A 21,610-nucleotide genomic window follows, 5' to 3' on the forward strand; every position below is an offset into this window, starting at 1 on the left:
TCAGGGGACCAGAGCTTTTGTGATTTACCCAATATGATTCTTTTTCAACGAAGCAGGTTCATCGTCCCAGCATTCAATGTTCTCATTGTTTGGAACGGCATTTTTATAAAAGACTGGATCTTTCCCCTCTTTTTTCTGCCGTGAATAATCCTTTAATGCTGCAAAGGCGACTTTGGACAGCATGGTAATGGCAATGAGGTTGACGATGACCATTAAGCCCATAAACAGATCGGCAAGATTCCAAACAAAAGGAACACTTGCTACAGCACCGAATAAAACCATGGCAATGACCGCAATACGGTATCCAATCAACCAGGCTTTGCTTGATTTAAGGAACTCAATGTTCGTTTCACCATAGTAATAATTCCCGATCAGCGTACTAAACGCAAATAAGAAAACCATAATGGCAAGAACACCAGAAGCCCAAGGACCGATGTGTTCACTCAAAGATGCTTGAGTAAGCTCAATACCTGTTAATTTTGTCGTTTTATATGCACTTGAGAAAAGAACGATAAAGGCAGTACTTGTACAAATAATCAGTGTATCAATTAAGACACCAAATGCTTGGATCAATCCTTGCTTTACAGGGTGGCTCGTCACGGCAGCTGCAGCAGCGTTTGGTGCGCTACCCATCCCAGCTTCGTTTGAGAATAGACCCCGTTTGATCCCTTCCATAATGACGGCACCCATGGTACCACCTGCAAACTGCTCAATACCGAATGCATGTGAAATAATCGTCTGGATCACACCAGGCAGTTCAGTAATGTTTGTAATCATGACAAAAAGAGCAATACCAATATAAGCGACAGCTAAGAAGACCACAATGTATTCAGCCATCTTGGCAATCGTCTTGACCCCGCCGAAAATGATGATACTAAATCCAATAGCCATAATCACGCCTACGATCAAACGATTTGTGCCAAATGAATTTTCAAAAGCAATGGTAATGGTGTTCGACTGTACAGCGTTAAAGACAATACCAAAAGAAATGGTGATTAATACAGCAAACAAAATCCCCATCCAGCGTTTCTTTAAGCCTTTTTCAATATAGTAGGCGGGACCACCGCGAAAGCCTGATGGATCTTTTACTTTATACACTTGGGCAAGCGTACTTTCAACAAAGCTTGACGCAGAACCAATAATGGCTAGAATCCACATCCAAAAAATAGCGCCAGGACCACCCATGGCAATTGCGATCGCAATCCCAGTAATGTTCCCAGTTCCAACCCGAGCCGCCATACTAATAGCAAAGGCCTGGAATGGTGATACGCCAGATTTTTGTTTATTTGTTCCTTCTTTCAGAACGATCACCATTTCCTTCAGCATACGCACTTGAAGGAAACGAGACCTGAATGTGAAATAAAGGCCGACAATAATTAATAGTGCAACAATAATATATGACCATAGAAAACCATTTGTTGTTGTTAATAAACCATTCATAACATCACCTCTTCTAATTCATCCTATTTCTTTAAAAAATACTGAGATCCCACTCTTTGGCGAGCTTTTTCAGCATCATGACACCGGTAATGCTATTACCACAATCATCAATGGCGGGACCATAAATACCGATTCCACAGCCTGTCTGAAACGGGAATTCTCTTCTTGCGCTTGGCGGAACGCAAGCCATAATTCCTCCAGACACACCACTTTTGGCTGGTACGCCTACGAAAGCAGCAAAATTACCAGATGCATTATACATGCCGCATGTCAGCATCAATGCCTTTGTTAGTCTTGCGATATCTTTTGGGATGACTTGGACTTGTTTAAAGGGATGGTAGCCATCACTTGAAATAATGAGTCCAATCAAGGCGATGTCCTCAGTTGTGACCTCGATGGAACATTGCTTTAGGTACACTTCTAATGTCTCTTCGACATCTGATTCTAAATAATTGGTTTCTTTTAAGTAATAAGCAAGAGCACGGTTACGGTGCGCAGTTGCCCATTCTGATTGATAAACCTCTTCATTAACAGATGGACGCTTTCCTATTAAGTTTTCGATTAAATCGAAAATATATGCTAGCTTTTCTGTAGAAGTCTTTCCGGGAAGGATGGAGGATACGGTAATAGCTCCAGCATTAATCATTGGATTAAAGGGCTTCCCTGGTTTATGCATCTCAAGACGGTAGATGGAATTAAATGCATCACCAGTTGGCTCTACATCTACCCGGTCCAAGACGTAAGGAACGCCTCTTCCTAAACAGGCAGCTATAAAGCTGATGACTTTTGAGATACTTTGCAGGGTAAAGGGAACGTCCCAATCACCATATCGTACAGATGATCCATCTGGGCCTATCACGCTGATACCAAGTTGAGAGGAATTCACTTTTCCGAGTGCTGGAATGTAGCCAGCGTTTTGTCCATTTTTGTAATACGGACGAATTTCTTCTGCCCATTGATCAACAGAAGACTGGCATGCGTGTTGTGTATTATTAGAAATTGCTGTTTTCATACGATTCCTCCAATCAAAAATCAAAAAGTACCCTATTGAATTGGCGGATGACAAAAAATGCGATCAAATAGGCACGAAAACATGTTACACATCTTCAAAGAACTTGTCATGCGCTGCTTGTACCACTCCTTTACACCTAAATATATGTTCAAATGAAGGCTTTGGCGGCGAAAAAACAAAAAGGGTTTTTAGTGAAAATTCAGAAAACGCTTACATATAGTTTCACTAAAATTGTTCATTCAATTTATCTTGGAAACTACACAATCTGACGAAAATCTACAGAAAAACTTACAAATAAAAATCAGTTTGTCGATCATTGTCTAAACAATTCCCATTATTGTAGACAATCACCAAAATACTGAATAGCTGAAAGGTCACCATGCCATCTCGGTGAATAGTCATAAAAAAGGATTTTGGGGAAATAAGGAGCTGTGAAAATTATTTTTTTGTACATTGTGAAGAAAAGAGTCTCCTTGTATACTGTGGCTATGCAAAAAGGGGAAGGGATGTTAGTCATTTGAGTTTAAACCAGCTTGTTAAAAAAGACGCATTCATATTAATTTTTATGGTGGTAATTGTGCCGCTTGCAGGAGAACTGAAGTTTTATCCTGTGAATGAGACGTTCCGGATCAGCTTTGGCGCACCTGCGTTTTTCTTTTGTTTATTACTATTAAGGAAATCTAGGCCGTTCTTGCCCGGGTTTTTAACAGGCGCAGCCATTGTGCTTTTTCGAGTAGGCTTAGATCTAATTCAGCATCATGCTGGTTTCGCCGCATCATTTTATCAGCAATTCCCAAGTTTCTTTTTCTATTTTACATATGCATTCCTGTTCTTTGCCGTCCGTACGGGACGTTTTAAACAGCGCTCTATTTTTATTGGGATCATTGGTCTGAAGATTGAATTAGTGGCTGATTTTGTTGAGTTGTTTGTGCAATATTTAGTATTTGATACGACGATGACGCTATCAAAGCTGAGTGATATGTTTCTCATTGCGTTTGCTCACAGTTTTGTGGTGATCAGCTTTTTTAATATGATGAAGCTGTATGAGGCACAATCTAGAGAGAAGCAGATCATGAAACAAAATGAACATATGATGCTGGTCATTTCTAATTTATATGAAGAAACGGTTCATTTAAAGAAAACGTTAAAACATACAGAGCATATTACGCAAGAATCATACAGGCTTTATCGTCTAATGCATGAACATGAAGCAGGCAAGGAAGTGAGTCAGGAACTGTTGAAGCTCGCAGGAGAAATCCATGAAGTGAAAAAGGACAATCAGCGTATTTATGCTGGGCTTTCGAAGCTGATTTCTAAGGAAAATATGCAAGACTATATGAATGCGGAAGAGCTCGTTCAAATTGTCCTCCGCATTCAAGAAAAGTATGCGCTCTCTCTAGGGAAAAACATCTCCTTTACATCTGATATAAAAGGCATTCATTTGCATGATTACCATGTGTTCATTTTCTTATCGCTCATTAATAATTTAATGGCAAATGCGGTTGAAGCCATAAAGGATGACGGAATGATCTCACTCGTATTGAAAGGAAGTCATGATAAAATAGAGATTCGGATTGAAGATGATGGCCCGGGAATTCCAGAAAAAATGAGAGACATCGTATTTGATCCAGGCTATACTTCCAAATTTGATGCATATGGAACACCATCAACTGGGATTGGCTTATCCTATGTGAAAGAGCTGGTTAAAGAGCTTGGCGGTACAATTAAAATCGAACAAAGAGAAACAAAGGGAACAGCTTTTCAGCTAATCCTTCCTATACAAAATTTAATACAGAGAGGGTGAGTGTATGCGGTTTTTCATTGCAGATGATGATCGTGCAATACGCTCGATTTTAGGACAAATCATTGAGGATGAAGATTTGGGAGAGGTCGTGGATGAAGCCGATGATGGAGTTGGATTAGAAGCCCATTCATTGAACCTAAAAAAAATAGACATCCTTCTGATTGACCTTTTAATGCCTGTTAGAGATGGCATTCAAACCATACGTCATATTCACCCTGAATTCAAAGGCAAAATCATGATGATTTCTCAAGTAGAGGCGAAAGAAATGATGGCAGAGGCCTATGAATTAGGGATCGAATATTATATTCATAAGCCTGTCAATCGAATTGAAATTGTCAGTGTGATTCGAAAAGTCATGGAGCGGATTAAGCTTGAGAAATCGATTTACGATATTCAAGCTTCCCTTCGTCATGTGCTGCCGTTAGAGCCAGTGATTTCTCATAATACGACGGGTGCTGGGTTGAAGAAAAGGACGATGAAAGAGGCGGGGGAATTTCTCTTATCCGAACTAGGAATTGTTGGAGAGAGCGGATCTAAGGATTTACTAGAGATCCTGATCTATTTACATGAAACACAGTCAGCCAATTCTCATGAGGTCAATTTCCCGCCGCTAAAACAGCTCTTTATCAAAACAGCGGAGAGGAAGCTGGATCATGGGGCAACCGATGTAGAAGTGATGAGGGAAGTGAAAGCGGCAGAGCAGCGGATTAGACGCGCTATTCATCATTCCTTGAATCATTTTGCTTCACTAGGATTAACAGATTTCTCGAATCCTAAGTTTGAGCACTATGCGTCGAAGTTTTTTGACTTTACCGATGTCAGCCAAAGAATGAAAGAAATGCAGAAGACCTCTTCATCCGCAGGATCAACTGGCAGAGTCAATACGAAGAAGTTTGTTCAAATCTTTTATTTTGAAGCAAAGCAGTTATTTGAGGGAATGAGCTGAAGAAAATCTATTGGAATGATTGGAGAAAATAAACAGAAAAAGACTGCTATTCCTATGATCTATCGAGATCTTCAAGTATCTTTATTATTTAACTGATCATTCTGATTTTTCTTTTTTCTTGAAAATAAAACTCTCCTGTGCAATCGTTTGTTAAAATAGTGAGGTTAGACTAGAATGTCGGAGGTTTTATTTTGGGAAAAATTAAACGAAATGCGCTCTGCCCTTGCGGAAGCGGAAAAAAATATAAACATTGCTGTGGTCAAAAGTCAGGCGGAGAACAAACGTCTGAGCTTGTGTTTAAGGAAGCTGTACAAGTTCAAAAGGATTTAATGAATTACGCATTCTCTAAACATCAGAGAGCCATCAATCAATTCATTAATGAGTTTTCTTTTCTTGCAGATATGGATAAAGAAACGCAACAAATCTCAGTCTTTCATTTGAGTGTATGGGGCATCTTTTTCCGTCCATTAACCGATCAGAAAGAAACCATCTTCCAAGAATTCCTGACAAAGAAAGCGGAAGATATTACCCGTCCGAAAACAAAACAAGTGGTTCAATCATGGACAGGTATGGAGCCATCTTTGCTTTTATTAAATGAAAAAACGGACGAGTCTCTTTACTTTGAGAATATGGTGACAGCCGAAAAGGTTGAAGTAGATGTAAAACCTGATCAAACAGTGCTGCCTGAAAAGGGAAGTCTCGTACTTGGATTCCCTGTTCAATTTGAAGAAAAAGCAGAGTTTTTCATTCAATATACGATGTTTGCGAAAGAGTTTACAGATACGCTTCTTCTTCAAGTTCGTCAGCTTGTTGAAGCATATGAGGCAAATGGAGGAACGCGCAGCACATTTATGAGAGAATCATTCCCTGATGTGTTGAAGTGTTTGTTTGCGAAGCAAGAAGTAGAAGAATTAGAAACATCTGCTCAAACAGAAGGCGATACAGGTCTAACAGCAGATCGCATGGACTGGGCAAGTGACGTTCAACTGGAAACAGCTAAGCTGATTGAAGACGGAATGAAGGAACACGGGGACCAAAGCCTGACTGATGGCGCTTTAACCGTGTGGAAGGCCTATTGTGATCAGAAATCACCTGTGATCCGTAAAGCAGCATCATTTGCTGCGGGAATCGAATATTACATTCATTCACTTGCAAGTGATGCCCCGCTTTCTCAAGCGCAAATAGCGAAAAAGTATGGCATTAGTGCGTCTACTGTATCAAGCCGTTTTAAAGATATTGAAAAAGCGGTGAAAGAAGAGCAAGAGGCGACGGTATAGCATAAGAAAAGACGCGGCACCTTCATTGGGCCAGCGTCTTTTTTTAGTTCAAGATTATCTTGTTTTAATAAAACCGCTCATGTACTGTGATGTATTATAATCGTTAAGGTCAATTTTCCACTGACCATCCCCATTACGTTTCATTTTCACTTCGTATTCAGCCGGGCTGGAGACTGGGGGAAGCTTCTCGAATTCAGATGCGTACAAGTTTAAGCTTTTCTTATACAATTCTTCTTTAGAGCGGATCTTGCCGTTGTAAAACTCATCTCTTTGCTTGTCTAGCTTGTCTTTTAAGTTAGAGGCATCAATACCTGTTACTTGAGCGACAACCTTCGCCTCGTCATTAGAGATGGTTTTTACACTTGTTTCTACTTTGGTTTTATCCTTCATGGTGTCTTGAATCCGTTTGTACATTGACAGAATATCACGGTCACTTACTTCATTGCCATACATGCCGGCGGTTCTTTTGAAGTCTTTTACGAACATGTCGTGGTATTTATTCACGACATCAGATTGGTTGTCACCTGTTAAATCTGCAAATTGATCGTTCTTTTTGTCAAATACAATGATATCCGTATAAGCGGATAGCGCTTTTGCAGGGTTATCCAGCTTTTTCGCTGTATCCAATATTTTGTTTCCATCTAGGTTGATTTCAATCGAATCACTGTTTTTCTTGATGCTGTCTTGGTACACGAACTGATATTTTTTCCCTTTGTCTACTAGGAAATAAAGAGCACCTGTTTGAGATTTTCCTTTGTTCAATGAACCGAGGTCAAGACGGTCTTTACTGCCGTAAAATTTTAAATCAGATACTTTGGCATCGTCCTGATAAAGGGAGAAGTCAGAGCTATATAATGATAGAGCTTTGTCACCTTTGTTTGTAATCGTCAGGTTGACTTTTAGCACCAATTCATTGTCTCTTAGCGTAGTTGTTGAGTCTTCTGGTAACGTATATTCGTAGCTATCGACTTTTACCTCTGCTGTTTTTGTTGATTTTTGATCAGCGTTACTTGATTTTGCTGAGCTCTGGCAAGCTGCAGAGATGATCATCACGAACGAAATCATGAGGAGTGCACTTATTTTTTTAAGATTCACAGTTGATGCTCCTTTGCTTTTCTTTCGTCATTTCATTCCCGCTATCTGACTATGAAAAAAGAAACAGATAGGATGGTATATTCGGGTGTTACAGGGGAAAATCTCCTTATGACGATTTGCACTTTTCATTCTATCGAAATTCAATCATGATGAGGAATAGGTTTTAATCCCTATCTTTGAAAGTAATTTACATAAAAATCATTAATAAAAGGAAATTTGTAAGTCTAATATACTGGTCAATAAGAATTAATTTATAGATTTATTATCAGTTTTAAATGTTTTTTAGGTAAAAATCTTGAAATGAGGGTGTTACTGCTTCAGAGAGCAGGATACTTGAATGTTGTAAAGGATTCATGGGAAAATAAGGATGATTAAGCAGATAAGGGAGATGAGCTTTTGAAAAAGGTAACGCTTGGACGAACTAATTTACAGGTGAATCCGATAGGGCTTGGTACGAATGCGGTAGGTGGACATAATTTGTTCCCGAACCTGAGTGAAGATGCCGGACGAGAGCTTGTGGAGACAGCTCTTGATCAAGGTGTCAATTTCTTAGATTCTGCTTTTATTTATGGGCTGGGCCGTTCAGAGGAATTGATCGGTGAGATTATTGCCAAAAGAGGCGGTAGAGAAAACCTTGTCCTTGCGACAAAGGGGGCTCATAAAGAAGTAAACGGACAAATTGAGCTGGATAACAGCCGGGACTTTTTAAGAGAGCAGGTCGAACATAGCCTGAAACGACTGCAAACAGATTATATTGATTTATACTATATGCATTTCCCGGACGGCCGGACGCCGCTGGAAGAAGTAGCAGGCACATTAAAGGAATTGAAGGATGAAGGGAAAATCAGGGCTATTGGTGCATCTAACCTTGATTTTGAACAGCTTCAAGCTTTTAATCGAGATGGCTACTTAGATGTGCTTCAGTCAGAGTATTCTTTGCTGAAACGTGAGGCAGAGCAGGATCTTCTCCCATACTGCGTCGAGCATCGTATTTCCTTTATTCCTTATTTCCCGTTGGCGTCAGGTTTGTTGACTGGTAAATTTACGAAGGATGCGACATTTGATGATATTCGAGCAAAAGATCCGCTTTTCCAAGGCGAGGCGTTCCTTCAAAACCTCGAAAAAGTAGACAAGCTAAAGGCAATTGCACAATCAAAGAACGCCGAAACGGCACACGTCGCACTCGCTTGGCTTTTAGCGCAGGACGGCATCGACGCCATTATTCCAGGTGCAAAACGAGCTGAGCAAGTTCAGCAAAACCTAAAAACAAACGAAGTTCAATTAACAAAAGAGGAAATCAATCAAATTGACCACATTTTCTCTTAATCAAAAAAGGTGCTTAGCTGCACCTTTTTTTATGACATCGTGAGGGGGATTTTGATGACGAGCCGCAAATGTGGAGAACGGTAAGTAAAATCAAGAGTACCGTCTGCCTTTTCAACAAGCTGATGAATGATATACGTCCCCATTCCTTGATGATCGCCGCCTTTTGTCGAGCGGCCAAAGTTTTTGAACAAATGGTCTAACACGTGTTTTTCCATTCCTTTTGTGCTGTTTTCACAATGGATTAAAAAGAGCCCGCTCCGAATAGAGGTCGCAATCGAGATGCTGCCCTCTTTCCCGGCTTGCTTCGCTTCAATCGCTGCGTCTAGGGCATTATCAAGCAAGTTTCCAGTGAAACTAACCTGATCCGCCTTAGAAAAGGGAAGCGATGAAAAAGGTGCTTGAAGGTCTAGAGAAAGGGCAATGTCCTCTTTTTCAGCCCGTTGGAAAAAGGAATGCAGGGTTGAGGCCAAATAAGCATTTTCTCCTTTAATCCAAGGGAAATGTTTCACGTATTGCTGAATCAAATCCTTGATCTCATGCTCGTCGTTCGACGCGGAAAAGGCATTTAAATGTCTAGCTGTTTCATGATGTTTACTGCGCAGCTCAAGCAGCAATTCATTGGTTCTTGATTCTGCGTTGATCAGTTCTTGAAGCCGACCGTTTAATCGTCTCTCCGTCTGCATCATCTTCAATGCAAGGATATCTGTTGTGATGATGATCACAAAAGCCAAAAGAGGGCTCCATCCATTTCCTTGCGTCAGAAAAAGGGATAGACCTGCACAGGTAAAGAGCACAAAAGCGCCCAACATCACATAACTACTCACATGAGGCAAAAACCTTTTGTATATGAAAAATATATAAAGACAAATCACACAAAAAGTGAGGAGCCACAGCACTCCTGATGATAGCGGCAGAAAAGCTTCAGCTGTTGCATGAAACGCAAGACCTAGGCATATGAGAGCATACATGCGGAATCCAACATAGAAAGCGTTCACGTTCGTTCTCCTTAAAAATAGTATTTCTTAAAGTATTCTAATTGCTGCTTGGTCATCATGGCTTTTTTATCTGTACCTTCAAAAGACACGATAAATGAATTTTTGGCATACGCCGAGAAGTTCTTAATGTAATGAATATTGATGATAAACGATCGGTGAGAGCGGATAAAATCTTTTTCAGCTAGATCGCCCTTTAACTCGTTTAGTGTCTGATATGTCTGGATTTCTCCTGTTGTTGTGACAATGGTGGTTGACCTGCCTGTTCGCTCAACAAAAATGACATCCTTCTTTTGCAGCACGTGAATATCTGACTGCTGCTTAATGAGAAGCCGTCCATGAATGCTTTTCTCCTGCTTGGTGGACAAGTAGCGCTCTAAGGATTTGGCAATTCGATCGGCTTGGTAGGGCTTCATAATATAATCGTGAACATTTAAATCAAACGCATGGACCGCATATCCGCTGTTTCCTGTCACAAATACAACATCGACATTCAGTGCATGAGAGTGAATGAGATCCGCTAATTCATAACCGGACATTCCGGGCATTTCAATGTCTGCGAACAACAGATCAATATCTCCTTTTTTGACCTTCTCGTATGCATCCTCTGCTGACTGTGTGACAAAGACAATCTCCACAGCCTCCATTCTGCCTACAATGGCATGCAGCTTTTCTAAATCTACTCGGTAATCATCAACGAGACCTACTTTTATCATAAAAATCACCTATGACTCTTCTTATTATTTGTCTATTTTACCATTTGTTTTTTTAAAATAGATCATTTCAAGACAGAAAAAGGACGTTTCGCGACATTTTTATGTCAAGGAAGCGTCATTTTTTCTATCATAGACTTAGAAAGTTGAAAGGGGCGAACCACATGATTACTCTCAGCGATTGCAGCTGCTGGTTTAAAGATAAGAAAAAGGTCGTAAAAGCGATGAAGCATATGACGTTCTCCGTGAAGGAAGGGGAAGTTGTTGGCATCCTAGGAGAAAATGGTGCAGGGAAAACTACATTATTACGCGCCGTAGCCACATTATTAGAACCTACGCACGGAACAGTCACTGTCGCAGGCTTTGATACGGTGAAAGAATCAACAGAAGTGAAAAAGCGAATTGGTGTCTTGTTTGGCGGTGAGACGGGACTTTATGATCGTTTGACGGCACGAGAAAACCTTGAATACTTTGGCAAATTGTATGGCTTAGATCAGCATGAAATCAAAGCAAGAATAGAGGATTTGGCAAAGCGTTTTGGGATGAGACAATACATGGATCGCAAGGTGAAAGGATTCTCAAGAGGAATGAAACAAAAGGTGGCGATTGCCAGAACCTTGATTCATGATCCTGACATTATTTTATTTGATGAGCCGACAACAGGCTTGGATATCACATCAAGTAATATTTTCAGAGACTTTATTCATCAGCTCAAGCAGCAAAATAAAACCATCCTTTTTTCAAGCCACATCATGGAAGAAGTCAGCCAGCTTTGTGACAGTGTCATGATGATTCATCAAGGAGAGCTTGTGTATAAAGGGACACTTCCAGAATTATATACACAGGAACAAAGTGATGACTTGAACTATATCTTTATGTCGAAGCTCGCTAGGGGGATTTCATAATGTGGAAAACCGTATTTAAAAAAGAAATGACAGATGCGCTAAGAGACCGGAAAACGCTGCTCTTAACAGTGCTGATTCCTCTTTTGACGATGCTTGGATTGGTGTTCTTTTATGAAAGCATGATTGCAGATCCAGGAGATGAAACCTATACGGTCGCAGTGAATGAAAAGCTTCCAACTGAAATGAATCAAATGGTCAAAGAGGTCAAAAACCTCACACTTGAAACATTTGATGACCCGCAGCAAGCTGTCAAAGATGGAAAGGCGAATGCTTACCTGGAAATGCCGAAAGAGGCAGACGACATGCTTCAGCATCAACAATCATTTGCAATTAAAATTCATGGGTATACAACAGATGATGATTCGGTCATCACGGTTCAAATGCTGCAATCCTTACTGGAGCAGTATCAAAACCAAGTCGTAGAAAAGCGTTTAGCCGCTGATCAAATCAATACGTCTGTTGTTCACCCATTTCAGGTGCAGGCCGTTGATGTAGAAGAGGGCGAAGAAGGAGAAAATGGCATGACCTCTATGCTTTTGTCGATTCTTCTTCCAATGATTTTGGTGACCTCCGTTATCTCAGGTGCTTTGCCTGCTGCGCTTGATATTGTAGCGGGTGAAAAAGACCGAAAATCCATTGAAGCGTTGTTCCTGACACCTGCCAGCAGACTCCAAATTCTCATCGGAAAATGGCTGGCTGTCTCCATGTTCGGGATTTTAAGTGGGATTGTGGCGATCGGTATGCTGCTTTTATCCACGCTGCTCTTTACAGAAAAGCTAAAACAAGCACTGAACTTTGGTGATCAAATGTGGAGCATTATCGCCGTCATGTTTGCGGCGCTTATCATCTTCTCATTCATGGTATCGATGATTGAACTGCTACTCAGTGTCGTTTCAAGCTCAGTAAAAGAAGCACAATCGTACATGTCCATGATCATTACATTAGGTGTGATCCCAATGTTCTTTACCATGAGAGCAGGTGCTACGCAGCTAGATACGTATTACTTTGCTGTCCCATTCCTTAATATTCACGCGCTTTGTAAGCAATTGATGTTTGGCATCATCGATCCAATGTCAATCACTCTGACACTCGGCTCCTCAGCACTGGCAGTCGTCATCTTGTTTGTGATCGTGAGAAGCTTGTTTATGAAAGAAAAATGGATGCTTGCGAAATAAAGAAAGTAAAAACTTGTAGATTTTATCTGCAAGTTTTTTATATCCAGAGATTTATATAAAAGAGATTCACGATCGGGTGAAAGGAATGGCATAATGGAAGGTGGAACTTACATTATTATCCTAATTTTTTAAAAGAGGTGATTCGTGTATGTCTTATCAAACAGAAGACGATGATGTGCTAGAGCTATGTAATATATATGCTCAACAAACACACCATTTTGAAGCGTTTATTTTGGGGAACAGGAAATTATTATTGGAATTAAGAAAAGCGATAGATGAGGCATTAGAAACGGGTAGTTCCGTTGCACATTTATATCCATCTGATTTTGAAGGATATGAAACGTATATTGCTTTAGTAGACGATGAGCAAAAGTTTGAGAAATTAATGGATCCTTATGTAGAGGAATACGCACAAGAGGAGGATGCGGTTGATCCGGTTGAGGTGATAAAAGAGTATGAAGCAGCAAAAGAAAATCCCTCGTAATAGACCGTATCTTACTTTCTTGGCTGTAATTATCAAACGAAAAACGATAAGAAAAAACCCCCGATGCCGGGGGTTTTTATTAGTTCTTGATGAACTTTTCAACTAATGAGCTTGTTTTGTAATCGTTCAAATCAAGTTTCCATTGGTCGATGTCATTTTTCTTCATGTTGACTTCTACTGTTTCTTCAGAAGATGAAGGTCCTAATTTTTTGAACTCTTCTGGGTAGATCGAGAGTAAATATTTTTGTGCTTCATCATAAGACGCAGTACGGTTTTTGCTGTAGAACTCAGTCGCTTTTTCTTTTAGACGATCGACAAGCGGGCTTGCATCAATTGGTGTAAGAGTTACAGTCACAACGGCTTTATCACCACTGATGGCTTTTGTTTTTGTTGATACTTTTGATTTTTCAGCTAATGTTTCTTTTACAGCTTTTAAAAGCTTATCAAGGTTTTCGTCCTTCGCTGAGCTAGAAGAAATACCTGATGACGTGATGTAGCCTTGTTTGAATGATTTATCAAATTGGTTTACAACAGTTGATTTGTTATCACCTGTTAGTTTTTCGAACTCGTCGTTATTCTTGCCAAAAATCATGACATCAATATAAGAAGAAAGAGCTTTTGCAGATGCTTGAAGTGTTTCTGCTTTTTTCATTAAGTCTTTACCTTTAATATCGAATTCTAGTGTTTTGTCATCTTTTTTAGAACCACTACCTGGCTCATTGTACACAAGCTGATAGTCTTTTTCTTTGTCAACAACAAAGAAAAGACCGCCTTTTGATACTTTGCCTGCATTTAGAGAGCTAGAAGATAATACTTCGTTGTAGTCATCTGGAGAGATCGTAGACACCTGTGAGTCATCTTGGTAAAGCGTGAAGTTGCTTTTATCAACATTTAGAGGCTCTTTGCTGATATTTTTTACAGATACGTTCACTTTTAGTACATACTGATCATCCTGTACAGATGTATCGTATTGAGGTGGTAATGTGTACTCAGCACTTTCTACCTTTACCTCTGCTGCATCAAGGGATTTTGTATCTTTTTCCTTTGCAGCTGACTTTTCTTTTCCACCACTACAAGCAGCAGCGACAACAGTGACACACAAAATCAGAAGAAACAGGGATAATTTCTTTTTAAACATGAGATGTTTTCCTCCTCGGGTTTTATGGTGAATTTCATTGGAAATCTTTAGTTCATATCATTCTTTTTGCACAAAAAGAAAAATACTGTATGTTTTTTACTGTAGAATGAAGCGAAAGTACTGTCAATACTTCAGTGCGTTTCTTAGGTTGCACAGCTTCAAATAGTAAAAATGACACTAAGTTGAAAGGAGAAACTTGTAAATTATGATTTGATATCTCCTGTAAAAACTCAACATTTTATATTTTAAGGTTTTGAGTCGGATTGTTGAATAGGTTCAAATGACTGTTTTTGATAATGGTGTAGCAATTAGAAGGATTTTTATGACTTGTAAATGAGTCTATAGTAATGAATATTTTTTCCTGTTATGCGCATGATTACTTGGTTTGTGTGTTGTTGCCAGAGAGACACATGTCCAGCAAAATATTGAGGTATTTAGACAGGCTCTCGACATTGAATGTGTCTTTTCCCGTCAAAATGGCAGTCATCTACACAGAAACCCTACATAAAATAAAAGAGAAACGAATGGAGGTGGATGTATGGCAGTGGTAAGAGCGACAAGCTCTGATATTGATCTCATGGCCAGACTGCTGAGAGCGGAGGCAGAAGGTGAAGGGAAGCAAGGGATGCTGCTCGTAGGGAATGTGGGCATTAACCGATTGCGTGCCAACTGCTCTGACTTTAAAGGGCTGCGTACGATTCCACAAATGATTTATCAAGAGCATGCATTTGAAGCAGTCACACATGGTTATTTTTATCAACGAGCACGAGAAACGGAAAAAACACTTGCGCGTAGGAATATTAACGGAGAACGATTTTGGCCAGCAAAATTCAGCCTTTGGTATTTTAAGCCGCCTGGTAATTGTCCACCGACATGGTACAATCAGCCGTTTGTGGCAAGGTATAAGTCGCATTGCTTTTATCAGCCAACCGCTGAAACATGTGAAAATGTTTATAACACCTTTTAGCTTGATGAACAGCACAATCCTCTTAGTCAACGATTGCAGAGGGTTGTGTTTTTCTTTTTTTCAAAATGGGTAACCATTGTGTATCAACTAGATGAAGCACGTGATAGGAGGAAATAAAGATGTATCAAGATTTAAAAGGAAAAACAGCCATTGTCACAGGTTCTTCAAAAGGAATCGGACAAGCCATCGCATTACGATTTGGACAAGAGCAGATGAATGTGGTTGTGAACTATAAAGGTGATGAAGAGGGTGCTGAAGAAACGGTACAAGCCATTCAACAGAATGGAGGTAAGGCGGTGAAAGTACACGCGGATGTCTCCAAAGAGGAAGAAATTCAAGCGATCATGGATACAGCACTGGAGCATTTCGGTACAGTCGATGTGTTCGTCAATAATTCAGGCTTTAATGGTGAAGAAGCGATGCCGCATGAGATGACGCTCGAGCAATGGCAAAAAGTTATTGATGTGAATATCACAGGCGCCTTTTTAGGGGCAAAGGCTGCAATCGCCTATATGATGGAGCATGACATCAAAGGGTCTATTTTAAATATATCCAGTGTCCATCAGGAAATACCGCGCCCGTTCAATGTTCATTATTCCACTTCCAAAGGCGGAATGAACATGATGACAAAAACGCTGGCTCTTGATTATGCGGAAACAGGTATTCGGATCAATGCGATTGCACCAGGTACAATGGCGACCGAATCGAATGATGATTTGCAGGATGAACAGAAAAAACAAAAGCAGCTTGAAAAGATTCCAATGAGAGCATTTGGCGAACCGAAGGAGATTGGGTCCGCTGCTGCATTCCTCGTATCTAAGGAAGCTTCGTATATCACAGGCACCACTTTATTTGTAGATGGAGGAATGACGCTTTACCCTTCTCAAATCAATGATTAATCCAAAAAACATCCGCCCGATCAGCCGGCGGATGTTTTTTGTTCGTAGCGGTGTGCGGCTTTGGCTGGTTTGCCGAGCAGCATCGGGTACTTGCTCAGGAAGGAGATACACGGCACCATAAGCAGCAATGTCCCAATCGTGTAAAAGAGAGTCCAAGAGAGCTGCGCTGTATCTGCAATATTGATGCCAAGTCCATAATAAACAAATGCTTTCATGATATCGATGCCGGCAAACTGCAAGACAAGAATAACAATGGAATTTCGACCGAGATACGTCAAAATAGGGGACGTTTTGAATTTGAAACTTAAATAAATCACAGCAGCTGAACCGAGCAGTGCACATGCATAGAAAAGAAAAAGATCACCATAGTCATTCACGCGCATATCGATCCGCGAATTAAAGCTTTGCATGTAAGCCGTCAGTACAAGCAGACCTGTACAAAGAAGAAGGGTTGGGTCTGTTTTTAATTCCACAAACCATTGCTTTGCCAAAAATCCGATGGAATAAAACACAACAGCCGTCAAGGCGACATTGGCATTCCACGGCAGACTTTGGTTTAAAAGCAAGGTAGAGGCATATCCAGCACCTCCGCAAAGAAGGGTCAGTAAGCTCAAGACAGCAGGTTTCCCTTTTGTCAGACGGTGCATAAAGAAAAAGATTATTTCCACTAAAAAGAGCGTCGTTAAAAACCAGATGGCTGGGTTATGTGTGAGTCTAGCTTCATCTGCATTGGATATAAAAATACCTGTAAACGGAACGAAAGGGTCAATATCCGTTTGTCCCTTAAAGGCAAAAAAACGAGTAACGGTGAACCAGAAAACATACGTAATGATGGAGAAATAGAGATAGGGCAAGAGTAAGCTTTTGGCTTTCTTCTGAATAAATGACAGAGCAGGGCGTGAGGATGATCGAAACATCATGCCTGATAGTAAAAAGAAAAGCGGCATATGAAAAGAGTAAATGAATTGCTTGAGCGGATCTGGAATGGGCACATGCGCCATGACCACGAGAAGAATACCAATCCCTTTAGCCGCATCGACCCAGTCGAGTCTCTTATTCATAACCTGTCATCTCCTTCCTTCTAGCGTCGTAAACGGTTCTTTTATATGTACCTCTACTATATAAAAGGTACACCCCTTATGCGTTTACAGTTCGCTAACGATTAGAAGACAAATTTGCGATTAGATGACAGGCGGAAGGATTTTAACATCTCTATGTTACATTTCCCATTTTTTATGACAATGTAAAAAAAGAAGCCAAGGGAATTGGCTTCAAAATAGTTCTGCGATTCGTTTGAAGGAGCGCTGTTTTTCTATCGGATCAAATGAATTGTTGAGAATCATGATGTCATCCGTTTGATAGCGGTCCATCAAGCTAAGTAATTGCTCTTTCACCGTTGCCTTTGAGCCGACGATCATCCGCTGGCGGTTTAGTAACACTTTTTTCTTTTCCTGCGAGGTGTAGTGATAGGTACTGGCTTCTTCTATAGAAGGTACGCGGCTGTCCAGTCCTTTTTCAACACGCAGCAGCCATAAATCTGTACTGGTGGCGATCCGTTCGGCCTCTTCATCGGTTTCACCACAAATGACAAACACGGCAAACATTGCGTGCGGCTGTGTGGAAAAGACAGATGGAGAAAAGTGAGACCGATACGTCTCAAATGCTTGTTTGCCGCGTGCAGGGTGAATAAAGTGACCAAAAATATAGTTGATCCCAAGCTCCGCTGCTTGCATGGCACTATTTTCTCCTAAACCAAGCAGCCAAACCGGCGGATGAGTATCAATATGCGGAGAAGCTTTGACCCCAGCATGCGGGTGTCCAGAAGGCAGGCTGTCTGATAAGTAAAATAGAAGATCTTTCAGCTGGCGATCAAACTGAGATAGATCTTTATGCACGCCGTCTGTCAAAGCCAGTCTCGTCCTTTCAATCCCGCCCGGAGATTTGCCGACACCGATTTCAATTCGTCCAGGATACAGAGCCTCAAGCTGCCGCGTGACCTCTGCTACTTTAAAGGGGCTGTACTGCGGAAGTAAAATGCCCCCAGACCCGGTACGTAAGGTCGATGTATGAGCGGCAATATGTGCCATTAATATTTCAGGTGCTGTACTAGCGAGCCCTCTTGTGCTGTGGTGTTCAGCAAACCAATAACGCTCATACCCAAGAGCTTCTGCAAGCTGAGCCAGCTTCGTTGTGTGAATCAATGTCTCTTGTGCTGTCTGACCATTAGGAATAGCGACTTGATCTAATATGTGAAGTGATGGCATCATCAACATCCTTTCGGTAATACGTTGAATTTAAGTATAAAGAAATCCTTGAATAGAAGGAAACGAAAGGGTTTATCCTTTGATCTCATGCTTTAACTTTTCTATATCAACATATGAAACCACATCAATACGTTATTTATCAGCAAGAGCTGTGGACGGGAATTTTCGACAATGTTTCACATGAAACACTTCATTTACGACATAAACTATTTTCAACATGGATCTTTCGTTAAAAAAATATCATCTGTTTGAAACCTATCTTGAACGTAGATCGTATATACTAGTAAATAGAAAAAAGAGTAAGAGGCTCCAAGGTCATTTCATGAATTTTGTCGAATTTTCATGTATGATGATTTTAATAGAGTCCATCGCTTAATAAATAGATTTTTATTATGCTTGAGGAGTGATTGATTTGGCGATTACATTAGAAAAAGGTCAACGTATTGATTTAACAAAAGGCAAAGCAGGGCTGACGAATATTCTTGTTGGACTTGGCTGGGACCCTGTATCACAAGGCGGCGGATTTTTAGGTAAGTTGTTTGGCGGTGGAGGCGGCGCTGATATTGATTGTGATGCTTCAGTGCTCATGCTGAAAAATGATAAATTTACGGAAAATAAAGATTTGATTTATTTTGGCAACTTGAAAAGCAAATGCGGCAGTGTCGAGCATACAGGTGACAACCTGACTGGTGAAGGAGACGGAGATGATGAACAAGTCCTCGTCAACTTAAGCAAGGTGCCAGGCAATGTGAATAAATTGGTGTTTGTTGTGAACATCTATGATGCACTTAGAAGAAATCAACATTTTGGTATGATTCAAAATGCGTACATTCGCATTGTTGATCGTTCAAACAATCAAGAATTAGTAAAATATAATTTAAAAGATGAGTATGCAGGGAAAACATCATTAATCGTTGGAGAGCTTTATCGTCATGAAAATGATTGGAAGTTTGCGGCTGTTGGAAACGGTACAAATGATGCGAAGCTTGCCGATATTACGAGAAACTATATCTAATCAGAAGGGAGAGATTCCTAGTGGGAATTTCTTTAGCGAAAGGTCAAAAAATTGATTTAACAAAAACGAATCCAGGTTTAACAAAAGTGGTAGTAGGTCTTGGCTGGGATGTAAACAAGTATGATGGCGGACATGACTTTGATCTAGACGCAAGCGTATTCCTTTTAGATGCAGCAGGGAAAGCAAACTCTCCATCTGATTTTGTCTTTTACAATCAAACAACTGGCGGTGGCGGAAGTATCGTACATACAGGCGATAACCGTACAGGTGAAGGAGATGGAGATGATGAGCAGGTCAATGTTGATCTTTCAACTGTACCAGCGAGTATTGAGAAAATCTCCTTCGTGATTACAATCCATGATGCAGAAGCACGCAGCCAAAACTTTGGACAGGTTTCTAACGCTTACGTCCGTATTTTAAATGCGGCATCAAATGAAGAGCTCATTCGCTATGATTTGGCGGAAGACTTTTCAATTGAAACAGCGATTATTGTAGGTGAATTATACCGTCATGGCGGAGAATGGAAATTCTCGGCTGTTGGATCGGGCTATCAAGGCGGACTTGCCCGCATTGCAACAGACTTCGGTTTAGATATCGGGTAACGACCCGTTTTCATATTTTCAGGAGACAGGAGAGATACGAATATGGCAATTCAGCTTTCAAAAGGACAACGTGTCGATTTAACGAAAACCAATCCAGGGCTGACAAAGGTGATGATCGGACTTGGCTGGGATACGAATAAATATTCTGGTGGAGCCGAATTTGATTTGGACGCTTCGGCTTTCTTAGTGGATGCAAACAATCGTTGTCAGCAAGATACAGACTTTGTGTTCTATAATAACCTTCAGCATCCAAGCGGCAGTGTCACTCATACAGGTGATAACCGTACGGGTGAAGGAGATGGAGATGACGAGCAAATTCTCGTTGATTTCTCGAAAATTCCTGCTAACATTGATCGTATCGGAATTACAGTGACGATTCATGATGCAGAGACGCGCAGCCAGAATTTTGGACAAGTCTCAAATGCGTTTGTTCGTGTTGTAAATGAAGAGGGCGGGGAAGAATTGATTCGCTTTGATTTAGGGGAAGACTTCTCAATTGAAACAGCTGTTGTGGTATGTGAACTATACCGCCACGGAAGCGATTGGAAGTTTAACGCCATCGGAAGCGGATTCTCTGGCGGACTTGCAGCTCTTTGTCAAAATTATGGGTTAGAAGTATAAACGAGAGAAATCAATCGATTCAAGAGGCGCTGCCAATGACTCATATGAGGACCTTTTCCAAAGTGAGAAAGAAACAGCGATCAAGAATAACAGCAGGCGAAAGCCTGCTGATGCTTCTACACTTATAGGAGGAAAACCAGTTGGACATTTTGAAACATATGTTGGACACCTATGCCTCGTTTTTTGATTGGCATATGTGGGCAGAGGTATTAACAAACCCTGTCTCTTGGGGACTCATTGGGACCCTTGTTGTGCTTGAAGGATTGTTATCAGCAGATAACGCACTTGTATTAGCTGTCATGGTGAAACACTTACCAGAAAAGCAGCGTAAAAAGGCATTAACCTACGGATTAATTGGCGCTTATTTCTTCCGTTTTCTATTCATTGGCGTAGGGATGCTGCTTATTAAGTTTGCTTGGGTGAAAATCCTTGGAGCTGCTTACTTAGCATGGCTTGTCATTAAGCACTTCTGGTTAGGTGACGGCGATGACGAAGCGAAGGAATTGAAAAAAGAAGGCTGGATGATTCGTGTATTTGGCGTGTTCTGGGCAACCGTTATTTCTGTGGAAATTATGGACCTTGCCTTCTCGGTAGACAGTATTCTTGCGGCATTCGCAGTATCTGAGGAAGTATGGATTCTGCTTTTAGGCGGAATGCTTGGTATTCTCATGATGCGTACAGTGGCACAGTTATTCCTTGTCCTTATTGACCGTATTCCAGAGCTTGAGAATACCGCGTTTATTCTCATCGGGATTATTGCCATCAAAATGGGCTTAAGTGCTGCACATATTGAAATTCCGCATCTTGCATTCTTTGCGATTATTATTCTAGCGTTTATCGGGACGTTTATTGTTCACAAAATCAATAAGAAGAAACATCAAGATGTGACAAACGAAGCTGCGGCTTCAAAAGAAGAATAGGATGATCAAAAAGGA

21 protein-coding genes are annotated in these 21,610 nt (G+C 40.7%); 13 read left to right on the forward strand and 8 right to left on the reverse strand.

Annotation, left to right across the window (positions count from 1 at the left end):
- Positions 1 to 24: 24 nt before the first annotated feature.
- Together MHI16_RS01535 and MHI16_RS01540 are read right to left on the reverse strand one after the other, a co-directional pair.
- On the reverse strand, positions 25 to 1,440 hold the full coding sequence (locus tag MHI16_RS01535; RefSeq protein ID WP_058015221.1) for an alanine/glycine:cation symporter family protein: 1,416 nt from the start codon (positions 1,438 to 1,440) through the stop codon (positions 25 to 27).
- Between the two features lie 31 nt (positions 1,441 to 1,471).
- On the reverse strand, positions 1,472 to 2,452 hold the full coding sequence (locus tag MHI16_RS01540; RefSeq protein ID WP_012008818.1) for a glutaminase: 981 nt from the start codon (positions 2,450 to 2,452) through the stop codon (positions 1,472 to 1,474).
- 517 nt (positions 2,453 to 2,969) lie between these two features.
- Here MHI16_RS01540 and MHI16_RS01545 point away from each other — a divergent pair.
- The 3 genes from MHI16_RS01545 (at position 2,970) to MHI16_RS01555 (ending at position 6,479) form a co-directional block, all read left to right on the forward strand.
- On the forward strand, positions 2,970 to 4,256 hold the full coding sequence (locus tag MHI16_RS01545; RefSeq protein WP_058015222.1) for a sensor histidine kinase: 1,287 nt from the start codon (positions 2,970 to 2,972) through the stop codon (positions 4,254 to 4,256).
- A 4-nt stretch (positions 4,257 to 4,260) separates the two neighbouring features.
- Positions 4,261 to 5,202 (forward strand): response regulator, encoded by a 942-nt coding sequence (locus MHI16_RS01550; RefSeq protein ID WP_058015223.1) that lies wholly within the window; start codon positions 4,261 to 4,263, stop codon positions 5,200 to 5,202.
- Between the two features lie 191 nt (positions 5,203 to 5,393).
- A complete protein-coding gene (locus tag MHI16_RS01555) occupies positions 5,394 to 6,479 on the forward strand; it encodes an SEC-C metal-binding domain-containing protein (RefSeq protein WP_058015224.1) in 1,086 nt (361 codons plus the stop codon).
- Positions 6,480 to 6,533: 54 nt separating this feature from the next.
- On the opposite strand, the gene MHI16_RS01560 is transcribed toward MHI16_RS01555, so the two are convergent.
- Positions 6,534 to 7,574, reverse strand: a complete 1,041-nt coding sequence (locus tag MHI16_RS01560) for a DUF4352 domain-containing protein (RefSeq protein ID WP_058015225.1) — start codon at positions 7,572 to 7,574, stop codon at positions 6,534 to 6,536.
- Between the two features lie 396 nt (positions 7,575 to 7,970).
- On the opposite strand from MHI16_RS01560, the gene MHI16_RS01565 reads away from it, so the two are divergent.
- On the forward strand, positions 7,971 to 8,900 hold the full coding sequence (locus tag MHI16_RS01565; RefSeq protein ID WP_044139230.1) for an aldo/keto reductase: 930 nt from the start codon (positions 7,971 to 7,973) through the stop codon (positions 8,898 to 8,900).
- Positions 8,901 to 8,929: 29 nt separating this feature from the next.
- Here the strand turns inward: MHI16_RS01565 and MHI16_RS01570 are convergent, their stop codons facing one another.
- Both MHI16_RS01570 and MHI16_RS01575 read right to left on the reverse strand, forming a co-directional pair.
- Positions 8,930 to 9,622 (reverse strand): GHKL domain-containing protein, encoded by a 693-nt coding sequence (locus MHI16_RS01570; protein ID WP_235567071.1) that lies wholly within the window; start codon positions 9,620 to 9,622, stop codon positions 8,930 to 8,932.
- Positions 9,623 to 9,906: 284 nt separating this feature from the next.
- Positions 9,907 to 10,608, reverse strand: a complete 702-nt coding sequence (locus MHI16_RS01575; protein ID WP_058015227.1) for a LytTR family DNA-binding domain-containing protein — start codon at positions 10,606 to 10,608, stop codon at positions 9,907 to 9,909.
- A gap of 161 nt (positions 10,609 to 10,769) precedes the next feature.
- On the opposite strand from MHI16_RS01575, the gene MHI16_RS01580 reads away from it, so the two are divergent.
- From MHI16_RS01580 to MHI16_RS01590, 3 genes are all read left to right on the forward strand, one after another.
- A complete protein-coding gene (locus MHI16_RS01580) occupies positions 10,770 to 11,510 on the forward strand; it encodes an ATP-binding cassette domain-containing protein (RefSeq protein WP_044139233.1) in 741 nt (246 codons plus the stop codon).
- Positions 11,510 to 12,685 carry an ABC transporter permease gene (locus MHI16_RS01585; protein WP_058015228.1) on the forward strand — a complete coding sequence of 392 codons (1,176 nt, stop codon included), beginning with the start codon at positions 11,510 to 11,512 and terminating at the stop codon, positions 12,683 to 12,685. The genes MHI16_RS01580 and MHI16_RS01585 overlap by 1 nt, the downstream gene beginning before the upstream one ends.
- 148 nt (positions 12,686 to 12,833) lie before the next feature.
- Positions 12,834 to 13,169, forward strand: a complete 336-nt coding sequence (locus MHI16_RS01590) for a hypothetical protein (protein ID WP_058015229.1) — start codon at positions 12,834 to 12,836, stop codon at positions 13,167 to 13,169.
- 79 nt (positions 13,170 to 13,248) lie between these two features.
- Here MHI16_RS01590 and MHI16_RS01595 read toward each other — a convergent pair whose 3' ends face one another.
- Complete coding sequence (locus tag MHI16_RS01595; RefSeq protein ID WP_058015230.1) at positions 13,249 to 14,307, reverse strand: DUF4352 domain-containing protein; 1,059 nt, start codon at positions 14,305 to 14,307, stop codon at positions 13,249 to 13,251.
- Between the two features lie 538 nt (positions 14,308 to 14,845).
- Between MHI16_RS01595 and MHI16_RS01600 the strand changes: the two genes are divergently transcribed.
- Entirely contained in the window at positions 14,846 to 15,274 is a 429-nt protein-coding gene (locus MHI16_RS01600) for a cell wall hydrolase (RefSeq protein ID WP_003217242.1), read from the forward strand.
- A gap of 119 nt (positions 15,275 to 15,393) precedes the next feature.
- Positions 15,394 to 16,173 carry a glucose 1-dehydrogenase gene (locus MHI16_RS01605; RefSeq protein ID WP_058015231.1) on the forward strand — a complete coding sequence of 260 codons (780 nt, stop codon included), beginning with the start codon at positions 15,394 to 15,396 and terminating at the stop codon, positions 16,171 to 16,173.
- 20 nt (positions 16,174 to 16,193) lie between these two features.
- Here the strand turns inward: MHI16_RS01605 and MHI16_RS01610 are convergent, their stop codons facing one another.
- Both MHI16_RS01610 and MHI16_RS01615 read right to left on the reverse strand, forming a co-directional pair.
- A complete protein-coding gene (locus MHI16_RS01610) occupies positions 16,194 to 17,234 on the reverse strand; it encodes an acyltransferase family protein (protein ID WP_058015232.1) in 1,041 nt (346 codons plus the stop codon).
- A 210-nt stretch (positions 17,235 to 17,444) separates the two neighbouring features.
- On the reverse strand, positions 17,445 to 18,437 hold the full coding sequence (locus MHI16_RS01615; RefSeq protein ID WP_058015233.1) for an LLM class flavin-dependent oxidoreductase: 993 nt from the start codon (positions 18,435 to 18,437) through the stop codon (positions 17,445 to 17,447).
- A gap of 412 nt (positions 18,438 to 18,849) precedes the next feature.
- Between MHI16_RS01615 and MHI16_RS01620 the strand changes: the two genes are divergently transcribed.
- The 4 genes from MHI16_RS01620 to MHI16_RS01635 all read left to right on the forward strand — a co-directional run bounded on the left by MHI16_RS01620 (position 18,850) and on the right by MHI16_RS01635 (position 21,595).
- The gene (locus MHI16_RS01620; protein WP_058015234.1) at positions 18,850 to 19,452 is read left to right on the forward strand and encodes a TerD family protein; all 603 of its coding nucleotides are present in this window, start codon (positions 18,850 to 18,852) and stop codon (positions 19,450 to 19,452) included.
- Between the two features lie 20 nt (positions 19,453 to 19,472).
- Positions 19,473 to 20,054, forward strand: a complete 582-nt coding sequence (locus tag MHI16_RS01625; protein WP_008342133.1) for a TerD family protein — start codon at positions 19,473 to 19,475, stop codon at positions 20,052 to 20,054.
- Between the two features lie 42 nt (positions 20,055 to 20,096).
- On the forward strand, positions 20,097 to 20,675 hold the full coding sequence (locus MHI16_RS01630) for a TerD family protein (RefSeq protein WP_034664245.1): 579 nt from the start codon (positions 20,097 to 20,099) through the stop codon (positions 20,673 to 20,675).
- Between the two features lie 140 nt (positions 20,676 to 20,815).
- Positions 20,816 to 21,595 carry a TerC family protein gene (locus MHI16_RS01635; protein WP_058015235.1) on the forward strand — a complete coding sequence of 260 codons (780 nt, stop codon included), beginning with the start codon at positions 20,816 to 20,818 and terminating at the stop codon, positions 21,593 to 21,595.
- The last annotated feature ends 15 nt before the right edge of the window (positions 21,596 to 21,610 follow it).

This window comes from Bacillus sp. FSL K6-0923 (assembly GCF_038630825.1).
Taxonomy (GTDB): domain Bacteria; phylum Bacillota; class Bacilli; order Bacillales; family Bacillaceae; genus Bacillus; species Bacillus pumilus.

Excerpts from the sequence above, each read along its gene's own strand:
- MHI16_RS01535 (WP_058015221.1), bottom strand. The coding sequence starts at position 1,440 with ATGAATGGTTTATTAACAACAACAAATGGTTTTCTATGGTCATATATT.
- MHI16_RS01540 (WP_012008818.1), bottom strand. The coding sequence starts at position 2,452 with ATGAAAACAGCAATTTCTAATAATACACAACACGCATGCCAGTCTTCT.
- MHI16_RS01550 (WP_058015223.1), top strand. The coding sequence starts at position 4,261 with ATGCGGTTTTTCATTGCAGATGATGATCGTGCAATACGCTCGATTTTA.
- MHI16_RS01575 (WP_058015227.1), bottom strand. The coding sequence starts at position 10,608 with ATGATAAAAGTAGGTCTCGTTGATGATTACCGAGTAGATTTAGAAAAG.
- MHI16_RS01580 (WP_044139233.1), top strand. The coding sequence starts at position 10,770 with ATGATTACTCTCAGCGATTGCAGCTGCTGGTTTAAAGATAAGAAAAAG.
- MHI16_RS01585 (WP_058015228.1), top strand. The coding sequence starts at position 11,510 with ATGTGGAAAACCGTATTTAAAAAAGAAATGACAGATGCGCTAAGAGAC.
- MHI16_RS01590 (WP_058015229.1), top strand. The coding sequence starts at position 12,834 with ATGTCTTATCAAACAGAAGACGATGATGTGCTAGAGCTATGTAATATA.
- MHI16_RS01595 (WP_058015230.1), bottom strand. The coding sequence starts at position 14,307 with ATGTTTAAAAAGAAATTATCCCTGTTTCTTCTGATTTTGTGTGTCACT.
- MHI16_RS01600 (WP_003217242.1), top strand. The coding sequence starts at position 14,846 with ATGGCAGTGGTAAGAGCGACAAGCTCTGATATTGATCTCATGGCCAGA.
- MHI16_RS01605 (WP_058015231.1), top strand. The coding sequence starts at position 15,394 with ATGTATCAAGATTTAAAAGGAAAAACAGCCATTGTCACAGGTTCTTCA.
- MHI16_RS01610 (WP_058015232.1), bottom strand. The coding sequence starts at position 17,234 with ATGAATAAGAGACTCGACTGGGTCGATGCGGCTAAAGGGATTGGTATT.
- MHI16_RS01615 (WP_058015233.1), bottom strand. The coding sequence starts at position 18,437 with ATGCCATCACTTCACATATTAGATCAAGTCGCTATTCCTAATGGTCAG.
- MHI16_RS01630 (WP_034664245.1), top strand. The coding sequence starts at position 20,097 with ATGGCAATTCAGCTTTCAAAAGGACAACGTGTCGATTTAACGAAAACC.